Annotated in this window: 9 protein-coding genes and 1 pseudogene; 9 read left to right on the top strand and 1 reads right to left on the bottom strand. The window is 43.9% G+C overall.

What is annotated here, in order from left to right:
* Window positions 1–11 precede the first annotated feature (11 nt).
* Window positions 12–2,069, bottom strand: a pseudogene (locus LMH68_RS20185) (tandem-95 repeat protein); the annotation flags it as partial.
* Between the two features lie 186 nt (window positions 2,070–2,255).
* Here LMH68_RS20185 and LMH68_RS20180 point away from each other — a divergent pair.
* The 9 genes from LMH68_RS20180 to LMH68_RS20140 all read left to right on the top strand — a co-directional run bounded on the left by LMH68_RS20180 (window position 2,256) and on the right by LMH68_RS20140 (window position 15,701).
* Window positions 2,256–2,618, top strand: a complete 363-nt coding sequence (locus LMH68_RS20180) for a hypothetical protein (protein ID WP_229648373.1) — start codon at window positions 2,256–2,258, stop codon at window positions 2,616–2,618.
* Between the two features lie 2 nt (window positions 2,619–2,620).
* Window positions 2,621–3,970: an HlyD family type I secretion periplasmic adaptor subunit gene (locus tag LMH68_RS20175; protein WP_017092939.1), complete on the top strand. Its 1,350-nt coding sequence runs from the start codon at window positions 2,621–2,623 to the stop codon at window positions 3,968–3,970.
* A gap of 3 nt (window positions 3,971–3,973) precedes the next feature.
* Entirely contained in the window at window positions 3,974–6,205 is a 2,232-nt protein-coding gene (locus LMH68_RS20170) for a response regulator (RefSeq protein ID WP_229648372.1), read from the top strand.
* On the top strand, window positions 6,180–7,604 hold the full coding sequence (locus tag LMH68_RS20165) for a TolC family protein (protein ID WP_229648371.1): 1,425 nt from the start codon (window positions 6,180–6,182) through the stop codon (window positions 7,602–7,604). Before LMH68_RS20170 ends, LMH68_RS20165 begins: the two co-directional genes overlap by 26 nt.
* A complete protein-coding gene (locus tag LMH68_RS20160) occupies window positions 7,594–9,180 on the top strand; it encodes an ABC transporter transmembrane domain-containing protein (RefSeq protein ID WP_229648370.1) in 1,587 nt (528 codons plus the stop codon). The genes LMH68_RS20165 and LMH68_RS20160 overlap by 11 nt, the downstream gene beginning before the upstream one ends.
* Window positions 9,177–11,315: an ATP-binding cassette domain-containing protein gene (locus LMH68_RS20155; protein WP_136975020.1), complete on the top strand. Its 2,139-nt coding sequence runs from the start codon at window positions 9,177–9,179 to the stop codon at window positions 11,313–11,315. Before LMH68_RS20160 ends, LMH68_RS20155 begins: the two co-directional genes overlap by 4 nt.
* A 107-nt stretch (window positions 11,316–11,422) precedes the next feature.
* The gene (locus tag LMH68_RS20150) at window positions 11,423–11,797 is read left to right on the top strand and encodes a hypothetical protein (RefSeq protein ID WP_229648369.1); all 375 of its coding nucleotides are present in this window, start codon (window positions 11,423–11,425) and stop codon (window positions 11,795–11,797) included.
* Between the two features lie 213 nt (window positions 11,798–12,010).
* Window positions 12,011–15,214 (top strand): response regulator, encoded by a 3,204-nt coding sequence (locus LMH68_RS20145; protein WP_229648368.1) that lies wholly within the window; start codon window positions 12,011–12,013, stop codon window positions 15,212–15,214.
* Window positions 15,215–15,224: 10 nt separating this feature from the next.
* Complete coding sequence (locus LMH68_RS20140) at window positions 15,225–15,701, top strand: hypothetical protein (RefSeq protein ID WP_017060466.1); 477 nt, start codon at window positions 15,225–15,227, stop codon at window positions 15,699–15,701.

Raw genomic sequence — 15,701 nt, 5'->3', positions numbered from 1 at the left:
TCTGCAGAAGCTTGAACGGTATTGGTGCCATCAGAGATATCGAAACTGATATCGATGTCACCATTGAAGTTCTCATCTGGCGTAATCGTAAAGCTGCCATCGTCGTTGGCTACAACCGTTGCATCACCGTCAACCGTTAGGCCACTAGCAGTAAGGTCATCGCCTTCAACATCAGATGCTTGTGATAACAGTTGCTCTTGGCTTAGACGGATAGAACCATCTTCGTCGATTGAGTACGCTAAATCGCCTGACACAGGTGCATCATCAACGGCAGTTACACTCACATCGATGTTGGCAGAGACCGTATCGGTGCCGTCAGACACATCAAAACCGAAGTTTACGTCGCCATTGAAGTTTTCATTCGGCGCAAAGGTGTAAGTCCCGTTGCCGTTGTCGGTCAAGATACCGTCGCCGCCATCGTAGGTCACACCTTCAACAGTTAGGTTGTCGCCTTCAATGTCCGTTGCGCCTGTTAACAGGTCTGCATCAGTGAAGATGAGTGTGCCGTCTTCTTCAACGCTGAACTGTTGATCTTGAGGGACTGGCAGGTCGTTAACTGGGTTAACCGTTAGGTCAGCTGATGCTTGAACGGTATTGGTACCATCTGAGATATCGAAGCTAATATCGATATCACCATTGAAGTTCTCATCTGGCGTAATCGTGAAGCTGCCGTCATCATTAGCTACAACCGTCGCATCTCCACCAACCGTAAGGTCGCTAGCCGTAAGGTCATCGCCCTCTACGTCAGATGCTTGTGATAGCAATTGCTCTTGGCTTAGACGAATCGAACCATCTTCGTCGATTGAGTACGCTAGGTCGCCAGACACTGGCGCATCATCAACGGCAGTTACGCTCACGTCGATGTTTGCTGATACCGTATCGGTTCCGTCTGACACATCGAAGCCGAAGTTTACGTCACCATTGAAGTTTTCATTTGGCGCAAAGGTGTACGTGCCGTTACCGTTGTCGGTAAGGATACCGTCGCCACCATCGTAGGTCACACCTTCAACCGTTAGGTTGTCACCTTCAATGTCTGTAGCACCTGTTAACAGGTCTGCATCGGTGAAGATGAGTGTGCCATCTTCCTCTATTTCAAACGTTTTATCTTCAGGAACCGGCGCGTCATTAATCGGACGTACCGTTAAATCAATTGCGCTGCTAATCGTTTCTTGGCCATCACTGATGTCGAAAGTAAGGTCAAGTTCACCATTGAAGTCAGCTGAAGGAACTACTGTGAAAGTACCATCACCATTGTCTTGAACTGTTGCATCAGCACCAACTTGAACGTTAGATGCAACCAGTTCGTCCCCATCTACATCACTTGCGTATTCGAGTAATTGTTCTTGAGTGAATGTTATGGAGCCATCTTCATCCATGATGTAAGCCAGATTTTGTTCTGCTTCTGGCGCATCATTTTCACTTTCTACTTGGATTTTGAACGTTTCGCTTACTGTTTCAGAATCAAAGTCATCCTCTACTTCACTGATGGTCTCTTCATCTGAAGCTTGAACATCAACGGCAAATGTCTCTTCGACTGTCTGTGAATCGAGGTCGTCACCGACTTGTTGCTCACCCGATTCAGAAGATGTAGAACTCGACGCTGCAGAGGTACGTGCAGCTTGGCCTTGTTCTTCATTACCTTCAGCATCTGCTCCACCTGTCGCAGACTCTGCGTTATCGCCACCTACTGCTTGAGCGCCAGCACCTGCTCCGCCACCACTGCCAGCAGCATTGTCCGAGCCAGCTTCCGAAGCCGCACCACCGACTACATTGGATTGAGCTGCATCAGAATCTCCATCGCTTTCTGGCGTCTCTTCTTGAACAGCCGCACCAGAAGCCGACGCATCTTCAGCATTACCTGCGCCACTCGGATTGTCTTCTAAAGCCTGATTAACCTCGTCGGCCGCATCCGTGTTTTCAGCACCCGTCGCTATTGTCGACGCAATCGTATTTTGTTGATTTTGTTGATTCTGCTGTTGGGAGGGCGTACCCGCGTCGTTCGTGTCCGTTTGTTCTACCGCGTCATTGAGATCTTCATTTTGGTTGTTTTGGTTATTTTCGCCTGCCATTACAGCCTCCGTTGCTACTAGCTAACTGATCGTATTTAGAGGCATTAAAGGACACCATTTTGAAAAACCAAGTTTTTATACAACATTTTTCATATTTTTCTTTTTATACATAAAGAATCAAAAAAAATTTGAAAACTACCTTTAAACATCCTTAGTTATTGTGATTAAAGCAATTACGGCGGTGGAATGATGATAGACATGACGAGTTTGCTGCGTTCAATCGACAACAACCACAAAGGGCTTCAATTGCTACTAGGCGATTTTTATAAGGACTTTTCAGACGCAGCGATCAACATAGAGACGCTCCATAAAAGTGACCGTTTTGATGAACTCAACAACTACTCAAAGAGATTAAAGACCATCTTAACTTTACTGTGTGATCAAGACTTGCCACCCAAAATGGCCAAATTGGAACATTTGAGTAAGCACGAATTCCCTGCACCTGAAGATCTTTTAGAGGATGTAAAAACTGAATTGCACAACGTCAATCGACAAATCAATCACTTGTTGGACATTAAGGAAGTAATAGATGACAAGTTATCGAGGTAGTCATGAGCAATAACCAAATAGAACACCACTTAAGAAAAGCGCTCGTTTCTAATAATGAGGCTTCTAAGGTCACAGCTGATGACACCATTGTGCTTGCAAGTGCCATGACCAGTGTTCACAAAACGTTGCTCATCATATTCCTACTCGCTTTAGTCGCTATTGCCGTGGCATCACAAGCGCGTATCGACATCGTCGTTTCTGTACGTGGTGAACTGTTGTTGGAATCTGACGTTGAGAAGGTTCAACACCTAGAAGGCGGCATATTGGAAGAGATGTTAGTCCGAAAAGGAGAAGTCGTTTATGAAGGACAGCCGATCGCACGAATTCGCTCACTAGACCGCAACACACAACTCGATACCGTGAATACTGAGATTATTCAGATAGAGCTCGATAAGATTCGTTATGAAAGCTTACGCGACATGGTAGAACCCAACTTCGCTTCTTATATCGAAAAATTTCCAGAACAAGTTCAGGTCAACATGAATACATGGCGACAAGAGTTCTCTAAAAACCGTTCAAATGAAGAGCTCATTACCCACGATATTAAACACAAAAACTCCCTGATTAGGTCAATGCTTAAGCGTCGTAAAAGTTCAGAGAACCAACTATCGCTCATTCGCAAACAACTCAACATCAAAAATACGCTTTATAAAGAAGAGATGGCGTCTTATGTCGACGTTCTTAACATGAAAGTACAAGAGTCGAATATGGTGCGTGAGATTGAGAACCTTGACGAATCTGTGATGAATGAGCGTTTCCAACTCGACAAACTGGAAAAGCAACACCGTGACTTGGTTGAGAATCGAAACTCTGAGTACCAAGCACAAATCATTCAAGCGAACAAAGACCTCAAGCTAAAGCGAATCTTACAACCGCAGCATTCCGACAAGGTTGATCGCCTAGTCGTCTACTCGCCAGTCGATGGTGTGGTCGATAAACTTCACTTCAATTTCCGTTCTGCTGTGATTCCGCCAGGAGAAAGTATCGCCGATATTGCCCCAATAAATAATTCGTTACACGGTGAAGCGAAGATCCCACGTAAAGACATGGGATTTGTCGAAATTGGTCAGGCAGTGAAAGTAAAAATGGATACCTATAACTTTGCAAAATACGGGTTTGTTGAGGGAACCATCGCCTCAATCAGCCGTTCATCATACGAAGAAGAAGACGCTGAATTCTATTTAGCTGAGATTGAAATTGACCGAAACTTTCTTGAACGAGGAGGCACTCAATACAAGTTATCACCTTACATGGAGTTTACCGCTGATGTGAAAACAGGCTCGCGTCGCGTGATCGAATACGCTGCGAAACCGGTGATGTCAGCCATCGAGGATGCTTTCGATGAGAGATAATCAATGAGCGGTAAACCTTCGTACAATATTTCCATACCCGCCCTACGTCTAAGCATACTATTTAGCGTGGTATTGGCTGCGCTCGCTTTCTATTTATACTTTTCTTGGTCAAAAATAGATTCAGTCGCACAAGTGCAAAGCGCCCCACTGCTCATACAAGCCCAGAAGCTTAATCAGACCATAGAACAAGATATTCAAACTCTGCAACAGTGTTTAAGTACCAACACTTGCGGCACTAACGAATTCAACCTGGTTAACTTGAAGCTTGAAATTGATGAATTTCGCTCTTTAGCCTCGTTGAACAAAACCGAGTTCAGCTTGGTTGGGGCAACTGAATACACACAACTGGAATTGGCGATTAATCGTTTCTCCGATAGCGCAAAAACACGTAACGACGTATTAGGCTTGTACCTTTCATTGACCAATAACTATCTGCAGATGGACGACAACTATCGCACCATGTTTAACAACCATGCAAATGACTTAATGTCAGAAAAAAACGAGTTCTTTATCTGGTTGTTTATGGTGGTCGTGATATTGGCTGTGATTACGATTCTATCCAACTCAGTTGCTATGTTGAAGCTAAAGAAATCCAGTTCTAACGAACGCGAAATCGACTATGAATTCGATGCCCTGTATCAAGAGCTGAAGCAGCTAGATTTACAACGTCTTGAAGAGCTTCTTAATGAAGTTAGCATCAACCCCAAGCAGCGTCAGATTTACTCTCATCTCAAACTTATTTTCAGTAAATTAGAAGACCAAAAGCGCAATAACGATCTCTACAAACAGTTGTATGCGCTGATCGGTTATGAGATTCGCGGAATTACAAACACCATCAACGGTGGTGTCCAATATCTGGTTCAAGAAACCGATGAAAATGGCGTATTGATGGCGAAGGATATTACCTCTGCATGTAGCACCCTATCTGAGCTAGCAGAAAACTATAATCGATTGATTTCACAGGGTACGGAAAGCAAGTCGAAAGAGTTTTCTCTGCTGAGCGTGTTATCTGAATTAATGATTCATATCAGTGCCAAAGTACAACGTAATGAAAGCCAACTGGACTGCTTTATTTCCGACAACTTACCCAATCGCGTAGAAGGCCAATCCACCAGCTTGTTCTGGATATTGTTCCTGCAGCTTTCCAATGCCATTCAACTCAAATCAAATAAGAAACTATTTGTGACGATTGAATCTGGGGCGGCTTCAGACATGGAAAATACCCGAGTTACCATCAATCTAAACTTCCTTTCAACGTTAGATGTCTCTGTAGCCAAGCTCAATAAACTCCATTGGAGCAGTCACAAGGACCACACCGCAAGCACAGACGACTTGGCAAAAAGCGTATTAAAAGATTACGGGTATTACGAAAGTCACTGGTTCCAATCGGGTACGCAGGAACGTTTTCAGATCGAGCTTGATCTTAAGGCTAAGAACTTCCACACAGAGAAAACTCGCTTTGATGGCAAGCGTTTACTCTTGTGTGCTAATACTCAAGTTCGCATCGATGTGATGAAGAAAATGCTCAGTAACTTGGGGCTTGATATCACCGAGATTCGCACTGCAAATGAGCTTTTCTCAGCGGCGAAAACGTTCGGTGATTACGATGCGATTATGCTCACCGATACCTTTGAACCCAACAAGCTGCCGTCGTTGAGCAAGACGGTGAAATCTCAGCTTAAGAACCACCCAAATACCAAGTTACTGTTGTCAGTGACCAACACTCAGCAAGCACAAGAGTGTCATAGCTTCGTCGACAAAATCATCAACGCTCCTGCTATCCCTTACGAGTTCATTCCAAACCTACTCACCATTATGGAAGCGGAAGCATCGGAAGAACAGATGGAAAACAGCTCATTCCTTATCGTAGAGGATGACCGAGTTCAACAAATTTTACTGAAACGAATCTTGACCAAACAAGAATATGAACCAGACATGGTTGGCGATGGCGCCGATGCCGTGAAGCACTTTATGAACAAGCGTTCTGACATCATCTTCATGGATTGCATCATGCCGGGTATGGGTGGCATCGAAGCCACAAAACGCATTCGCCAATTCGAACAAGAAAACGAGAAAAACCCTTGTACCATCATAGGTGCAACCGCATTGACCAGCAGTAACGAACACCAGGCTTGTATTGAGGCCGGAATGGATTACGTAATCAGCAAACCTTATAAAAGCGACCAAATCATCAAGGTGATCAACAAGTATGTGGCGGTACAAAAACTTAACTAGCAGCATCATAGCTGCGCTTACATTAAGCACGACACCTTCAGCATCGGCGACTACCCTGCTTGAGGCGGTAGAACTCGGTCTGCAGAACAGCCTTTCTCTTCGGGCGAGTGATAAAGGGGTCGAAGAGAACGAGTACAACATTGGTATCAGCCGCTCAAAATTTCTTCCTTCCCTCAATGGTGCTGCCGATACCACATGGAATGAAAATGAAACCTTGCTATCAAGTGTGCCTGATGAAACTTCAAGCTATAACTCGAACAGCTACAGCCTTTCCCTTTCTCAATCGATCTTCAATCTGGGCGATATTTTCAAATATGGGACGGCAAAGCTCGACTTCAACATTGAAGAGATTAAACACGAGAACAAAATCCAAAGCACTATTTCAGAAATCGGCTCTCAATACTTTGAGTATTTGAAAAACAACGCACAAATTAAAGCGACCAAGGTAGAGCTTAAGTCGTCTGAGACGCGTGAACATCAAATGCGACGCAATGTGGAACTCGGCAATACAGCCGCCAGTGAGCTTTACGAAGTGATTGCTCAGAAAGAAGGTGTGTCGAATCGATTGAGAACCTTGCAGAAAGACCGTCGCGTCATTCTCAACGGGCTATCGATTCAGATTCAATACCCTATCACTCCGTCTCAAGATATCTACGAAAGTGTGCCTTTAAAAGAGATAAACGAAACCGAACAACGATCAATCATGGATCAAGCGTTAAAGCTCAACAACGACTTGTTAGTGGCTAAGAAAAACGTCGAGAGAAGCCGCAGAAGCTTAAAAGAGAGCGGTTCGAACTTCTTACCGACCGTATCGCTTTCAGCCAGCTATCGACACGATGACGCCAATAACTTCGACAAAACCGACATTACAGCGACAGGCGAAAGTAACTCAACCAGTGTTGGGTTAAACCTAGCAGTTCCTATCTTGTCTGGTGGCTCTGATTACTACGACTATCAAAAATCATCGACGGCCATCGAACGTACTGAGCTGCTTTACCAAGATTCGCTTTACACCACACGTAACAGTGTGAATACCTCCGTGCTCAACATTAACGATTTCTCGCAGTCTATAAGCAGTTACGAAAACATCATTCGCGCCAACTACGCGTCTTATAAAGGGATCCAAAGAGCCTACCAATTGGGCACGCGTACTATCACCGACTTGCTGGCGGCGGAAAGTAAACTATTCAGCGCCTTAAGAGACTACGAAAGCGCACGATACGACTACATCATCGAGACCATCAAGCTTGAGCAAATTAAGGGAATACTCTCAATTCAATCTATCGAAAGCGTGATGCAATTAATGAGCGATATTGAGGGACGAGACAATCAAGATTTGGTGCCTAAACATCTTCTCTCAACGGAGTCGTTGAGGAAAGGAGGTCGCAATGCAAACTGAGCAGTTTTCGCAAAAGATCAACATGGCAGATAAGTGTTATCTGACTTTCTCAACGATAATATCGACCCTGTTTGGTTTGGTACTGCCCTTCTCCATTCTGATCATTTTTGACCGAGTGTTACCCAACCAAGCACAAGATACTCTGTTCTTATTGTTCGCGATTATCTTGATTTCTATCTTCCTCGACTATCACTTAAAAAATCAGGAAGAGAAGATTGCCTCTGTCATCATGAGGCAGTTTGAGACCAACTTAACCAATAAGGTATTTCAATCCATCTGTTTGGCGGAAATCTCTAAGTTCCGACGTTTGGAGCCAGGCGAATACCTAGAACGAATCTCAACCATTCCTGAATTGAAAACCTTCTTTGGTGGCGAATCGGTTCGAGCGCTTATCAACCTTGCCGTCAGCGTGATCACTATCCTCATCATAGGACTCATCAACATATGGGCTGGCATTACCCTTCTGATTGCCTCTGTCATCTTGGCTATTTTTGCGTGGAGCCTTTCCAAACAAAAGATTGGTAGTTTGCAGAATAAGTCAGACATCGAAGGGTTAACTACCTCCAAAATCATTGAGATCATCTCTAGCCCGCTTGATATTAAAGCGCGAAACATGGAGTACCGCGTTGAAAGCCTGATGACACAAATGGTCGAAGAGCGTGAAGTGGAGAACATCAAATATGAGCAAATCGAGTCGAACTTTGGCTTGATTTTGGCGCTCATCCAACAGCTATCCATTGCTTGCGTTGTTGTGGTACTGGCAACGGCCGTTATCAATATGGAATCTAGCCAAGGCATCATGGCCGCGATCATCATGCTAACCAACCGTTATTTTGCGCCTTACCAACAAGTGATGCGCACCGCGAGCCGTTGGGAGTTAAACAAACTCCATATTCAGCGTATCGTTGACCTCCTTGAATTGGCCGCCTCTGTTGAACACCAACATGAAACAACAGAAGTAGAACGTATCTCGGTTAAGTATTCTGAAAAGCAGCGTATCGAGTTCGAACTCGGACAAGCCTATTTGCTGACAGGGAAAAGTGGTTCAGGTAAGACCCACCTCGCTAACTGTATTACGCGTCAGAACAGTGATAGCAAACTAGATATCATGATTAACGACACGCCTTTGGATGACGTCAATTACAACGTTTGGCGTAACAGTGTTCTGATGGTTGATAAGACCAGTTCATTCGTAGAAGGGACGATTATCGATAACCTCACCTGTTTCCGCCCAAGCTTGAATAACACGGCGTTTGCACTGTGTGAAACCATGAACATCAAAGCTCAAATTGATGGGCTTCCTGCCGGTTTTTATACAGAACTCAAAGGCCATATGCGTAACCCATTCTCACGCCAAGTTGGCTACGCCCTATTATTAGTTCGCGCCCTGCTCGCCAGTAAGCGCGTATTGATATTTGATGACATCGACTGTGTGTTTGATGAGGAATTTGCACGAATGGTTCTCACCAGTACGGCTTATCGAGCCAACGACAAAATCTTGATCATCGCCAGTAATAAAATGGACAAGCTTAACCATCGCCTCAAACGCGTAAAACTTACCGGAGGTGACCAATGAGTATTTTAGTCGACTTCAATAATGTACCGCAACGTGTCTTGGATTTTGAATCCAGCGGATACGACGAACGTTACAGTCAATCGCCACTTATCCGCGGTTTGGCCTACACCTTGATAGCACTCGAATGGGAAGGCACACCCGCGATACTCAGCGATGCTTTTATTCCGAAACACAAAGACAGCGACAGCTTTACAGCAACCATAGAGCGTCTTGGGTATCGCTGTGATGTGACCAAATTAAAGACACTCGAGAATATAGATAAACACCCTCAGCCATGCTTTATTGAAATAGAGAATCTAAGTGCGATTTTCTTAGGCACCAAAGATGGAAAGTTGCTGCTGTTTGATTACACGAACAACAACACCATTGAATACCCAATGTGCAAAAAGCCCTGTTTGCTGATTGCGATTAGCGAATATTCTCGTCTGTTCCGCGAGCCACCTCCGGAATCGCAAGACAGAAGCAATTGGATTAAATACGCTTTCTATCGTTATAACAATGAACTTAAAAGCCTGATCATTCTCAGCTTCGTCATCAGTATTCTCGGTGCATTGCAGCCATTCTTTATTATGAGTGTATATAACTTCGCACTGACTTCGAGCTCCGAAGCCACACTCTATTGGCTAACCTTATTCGCCATTATTGTCGGCTTCTCTGAATACTTCTTTAAGAAAATGCGGGTCAATATCATTGCCACTTCCGGTAAAGACCTCGCCGTGCACATCTCGCAAGCCGTTATATCTAAATTGCTTTGGCTACCCTATGCGATGACATCTACTGCTGGGGTCTCTTCTCAGCTAGCACGTTTGAAAGATATCGATACCTTCCGACGCTTGGTGACCGCAGAATCAACGCTTAGCTATTTTGATATGCCGTTTGTGATTGTATTTATCATCGCCATTGCTCTGATGTCTGGTACAGCGGCATTGGTGGTGATGGGCGGCTTAATACTGATGTTAGTGTTCTGTATTTACTCTCGCTATATCTACTCGCAAGCCACATCCAAAAGTTCGCGCGCCAATGCGATGGTCTCGTATCAATGGAACGAAATCCTTCGTGGTATCAAAACAATCCAAGGCCTGCCTTTACTTCGTGTCGTTCAATCTCGATTCAGTGCATCGCATATGCAAAGCACCAGCGATGCAGAGAACGTTGCCGTGACTAACAGTAAGATTCAGGCCGCTGGTGGCAGTTTGATTCAAGTGATTGGTACAGCAAGTATCGTGACCGCGGTAATCGGCGTGATGGAAGGTACTTCTGATGCGGGTGCCATGCTCGCAACCGTTATTTTGGTTTGGAAAGCGTTAGGCCCAATCATGGGTATCTATAACTCAATTTCCAAGTTCCAATCGATCAAGGCTTCATCAGCACAGATAAACAACCTGATGTCGATGAATGACGACAAATTGACCTTAGAAAAAAGCCCACCTATTCGCCTGTTCCAAGGAAGCATTGTGGGCAGCGGTGTCAGTCACCGATATGCAGGAGCGGCGACCGGCTTAACCAACCTTGGTTTCAAAGTGCCACCCAGTGCCAAAGTGGTCATTTGTGGCCCTACGGGCTGCGGTAAAACCACCTTAATTTCAATCATTGCTGGGTTAGAAGACCGCTATCAAGGCGCTGTATCTGTCGATGGTTACAACATTAAACAGTTCAATAGCTACCGTTATCGCACGTCGATTAACTACATCCCTTTCAATTTGCATATTTTTGAAGGCTCACTTGAGACCAACTTCATTTTACACAACGGACTGATTCCAACAGACAAGATGCAAGAGATGATCAGCTTCTTCGAATTAGATGAATGGCTTCCGGAAGGCTTGGCTACTCAGTTAAGCGTGGATAAATGCAAAAGTCTTCCGAATGGAATTCAACAAAAACTGCGTCTGGCACTTGGCCTAGGTAACTGTGAGCAATCTCTGATTATCATTGATGAACCGTTCAACGGTGCAGAGCAAGAAAACGCTCAATACTTTAATCGCCTGTTCTCCGATAAATTGTTGAATAAGACCGTGATTTTTTCGACTAACGACCCTGGTTTGATCGCAACATCAAACATGAGTTTAGTGTTAGAGCCGGATGGGAATTTGAAATATTTTGGCTTAACAGACAAATACTTAAACAGTTTGAGCTAAATCATAACGCTTACTCACAATTCGTCATTTCGCGAGATGGATGTAATTGACAAAATCATAAGTGAGAGAGATGATTCGATCCAATACCACAGGTAACAAGGAAACAAATGTACACATTCGTTGCAGACAAGCTTGATGTTGCTTACTTATCCGCAATTCCTGAGAATCATATATTTCAGGGCTGTGACGTGCCTGAAGAAGAAATCGAGCTTCGAGAGATCGTTGAGGTTTGGTATGAGTCTGCCTTCCTACCCGCTTTCAATCTTCAGAAAATAGACATTGAGAACAAAGCAGAGCTCACCATCGTACAAATGCACGTATTCAGCAATGATACGAGCACACTCGCCTTCCTACTAAAAAACAGAGTGTATCGCGCCGCACTTAACAGAATGCTCGGTATTTGGACATTAGAACCCTCTGCAAAAACCGTATTAGAGCAACTTCTTTTCGAATTAAGCCTCGATAACAATCGTCCTCATTAGTAAGCTTTTTAAGTGATTCATCAATAAGCATAAAATTAAACAAACTGCCAAACGCTATAAATTACTAATAAAAGAACGCATTTCAAAATAAGCTCTGGAATCACAAGAACTTATACCTCTCCCACACTTACGTAAAATTTACCGTTTCAAAGTTTCCATATCGGCATTTTTATTCTACTGTTTTTATATAACGACAGTTGGATGGATCCTTATATGGCGATTACGGTTTGGAATAACCTTTCAGTCAAACATAAACTCTTTGGCTTAGTTCTACTTCCCATTTCATTATTACTCTTCCTAGCAGGTAGACAGGCTTATATATTAACGACTCAGTTAACCGATTTTGAACGAACCAATCAGTTATCTGCCTATCTTCAAGATATTTCTATTTTGTATAGAAGTACCTTAGCCTCTAGCCCTGAAGAGTTTGCTACTCAAAGCAACCAAGTAAAGGCAGAACTTAAAAACCTGTCTCCCATCATTTTTTTAGACGCATCTGGTGAAATGAATCAACTTGTTGCCGATTTCAGCGAAGCGACCTTATCGACGATGCAAGTGACTGACACTTACGATAAATTGGATGCCCTCGAATGGCAGAGCGATTTATACAAGCAACTGTTACTTGAAGTAGAGAAAGTCCCTTTTGAAAACACTAAACGTGAAATTCAACAGCACCTCACTGCCCTTCAACAACTTGAGTGGTTGATGTTTTGGTCGAACGAAGAGTTCAAGCTTGGTAGTTCACTGATTGAGATCTTCCAAATCAGCCAAGAGTACGACCCAGAACTCGCCGAACAGATCAAAACCTTGAGTGAAAGACAGCAATTGTTCTTAGAGCGCTTTGTTTCATTGAACGCCAACGAACATCAAGTTTCTTTGATGGTTGAAGTGTTTCGAAATGATGTGTTTGCTCAAAGCCAAGAGATAAGAAGCGCGCTACTCGACCTAAATACAATCAGCCAACTGACGCCACAAGAAGTGTCTGTCGGCTTAGAAGCGATGAGCGCACGGCTCAACTTATTACAAAGCCTTGGCGGCGTAATCAAGCAAGAGTTTCAACAAGAAGTTGAGCAAGCCATCTATGACGCGCAAATACAACGAACCCTGTTTATTTCAATCGTCGCTTTGCTGGCAGCGATTGTTATGGGTTTAACTCTTAGCTTGGCGAGACAAGTCACTAACAACCTTAATTTGGTGTTAGCTTTCTTAAAAAGCGAAAATGATGACACGCGCCCTTCTTTAGATAAATTAATCCAAGGTAAAGATGAACTCAGTCTGTTTGCTCAGCAAGTTGAACGATTGACCATCGAACGAGAGCTCGCGAAAGAGAGATTGACGGTAGCAAAAGAAGACGCAGAGAGAGCCAAAGAGGATGCCGAACACGCGAAAGACAACGCAATACAAGCCAGCAAAGCAAAAAGTAGCTTCTTGGCCAACATGTCTCATGAAATTCGCACCCCGCTCAATGGTGTTATTGGTATTTCGGAAATCCTCGCAGATACGCCGCTTACACCGACACAACGTGACTATGTTGATACGATCGAAACTTCATCCCAACTGCTCCTTAGCTTAATCAACGATATCTTAGACTTCTCTAAAATTGAGTCTGGCATGCTATTAATCAGCCCGCATTCTGCATCGATTAGAGAGTCGATATACGACATCGCCTCTATTGTGGCACCAAAAGCGAAAGAACAAAGAATATCGATTAACGTTGATATCAGCCCAGATACACCAGCACGCGTGATGATAGACGATCACCGTTTAAGACAGATCTTGATGAACTTTATGTCGAATGCGGTGAAGTTTACGGCTGAAGGTGGCGTCACATTATCAATTCAAACGCTCAACAAAGCAGATAACAATGCCACCATTCGATTTGCTGTACGAGATACGGGTATTGGTATCGATTCACTGCAACAAAAACAGATATTTGAACCGTTCGCTCAAGAAGACGATTCAACCACACGTCAATTTGGTGGTACTGGTCTTGGTCTAGCCATCAGTACACAGTTGGTAGAGCTGATGGGTGGTCAAATTCAACTCGACTCCGTCAAAGGTGAAGGAAGCTGTTTCTACTTCGACTTGGTATTGCCTGTTGACTTGATACTGCCAAAACCAAGTACAGCAACGGCTGATATTTATGTGCTGGGTAACGAAAACATGCTCTCCGAGCGAATCGAGTCCGACCTTAACCTTTATGGTTTGAAGGTTACCGATAAAACGAATGATATAACGGCAATTACAGAGCAGCTCTCCACTCAAAAACACACTAAACCTATTACTGTTGTTTTCGCCGAAGATGACGCATTCCTAGCTAATACCCACGCAGATAACTTAGAAAAGCTGCACCAAAACGGCATCACTATCTGTTTGATACGTTCCTTCTTAAGTGAGCCAGCGAATCTTGGTGACAGCGTTACTGCACAAGTCGCACAGCCCCTACTCGGCTTGCGTTTAATTAAAGCTATTGAGCTTTGTGATACACGAGGTTTGGCGGAACTATCAGAAGCAAGCCAGACATCAGTCGAGATCCAACACAAAATCCTCATCGTTGAAGACAACAAGATCAACCAAAAAATTGCTGGTCTTCATGTCGGTAAAAGTGGTTTTGAATTCGAGTTCGCTAATAATGGTCAAGAAGCTGTGGACATGTTCACCGCTAATCCTCATTACGCGGTGATACTCATGGACTGCATGATGCCGGTTATGGATGGCTTTGATGCAACAAGCAACATCCGAAGAATTGAAAAAGAAACAGAAGCGACGCGACGCATCCCTATCATTGCATTGACCGCCAGTGTCATCGATGACGATATTCAGAGGTGTTTCGACGTTGGTATGGATGACTATGTACCAAAACCATTCAAGTTCGAAATGCTTAAAGAGAAAGTACTCACCGCGGTAGAAGCTATGCCACTACCAGCTTCCTATAAAGCTCAACCTAAGAAACAACCTGCAACTGTCACTCCAATTATCAACGGGGCTGCGACCAAACGTACTTTGCCTGAAGAAGCGGAACAAAACGCAATTCCGAGCAAATCAGAGAGAATCTTGCTAGTCGAAGACAACCGCGTCAATCAAAAAGTAGCTTCTATCATGCTGAAGAAGGCCGGATATGCCTTTGAAATTGCAGACAACGGACAAATTGCCGTTGATATGTACCAGAACGACAGTAGCTTCGACATTATTTTGATGGATTGCATGATGCCTGTTATGGACGGTTTCACGGCAACTAAGGAGATTCGAGAACACGAGAAAAACCAAGGCTTAAGCAAAACTCCTATTATCGCGTTAACCGCTAGTGTTATCGATGATGATATTCAAAAGTGCTTTGATTCCGGAATGGATGGATACGTAGCGAAGCCCGTAAGAAAAGAAAAGCTATTCCATCAAATAGAAAGTGCGACTTGTTAGGAGATACCTCATGGATTGGATTAGAACAATAAAAACACTTCCCCGCAGAGTCATGTTGCCAGTCGCGGTAGGGCTATTAGGAAGCTTGCTTTTTCTAAGCCCTGCTCACGCCGCTGAAGATTATGCCATATTTTCTTTAGACTCCGGATTTGAAGAGATATCAATAAACAAAGCGCGAAAGCTCTATAGAGGGAAAACTAAGCATCTCAATGGCAAACGTGTTGAACTGTCTGATTGGCCTGAGAACAGTGCCGAAAGAGAGGACTTTTATCAGCTTTTGCTTGGAAAAAATGCCGCTCAAATGAATGCACACTGGGCTGGTTTATCTTTTTCAGGAAAAGCGCGTTATCCAAGAGAAATCAAAACGGCGTCAACCGACAGCTTAGTCGACTGGCTTGATGACAAACCAAACCGTATTGGTTACTCCCCACTCTCTTCGGTTCCTCAAAATGCCAACGTTCTCTACGTTATAAGTTCGGAGAAATAA

The sequence above is a fragment of the Vibrio sp. F13 genome (genome assembly GCF_020806305.2).
Taxonomy (GTDB): domain Bacteria; phylum Pseudomonadota; class Gammaproteobacteria; order Enterobacterales; family Vibrionaceae; genus Vibrio; species Vibrio crassostreae_C.
This window is presented reverse-complemented; position numbering and strand designations above follow the sequence as displayed.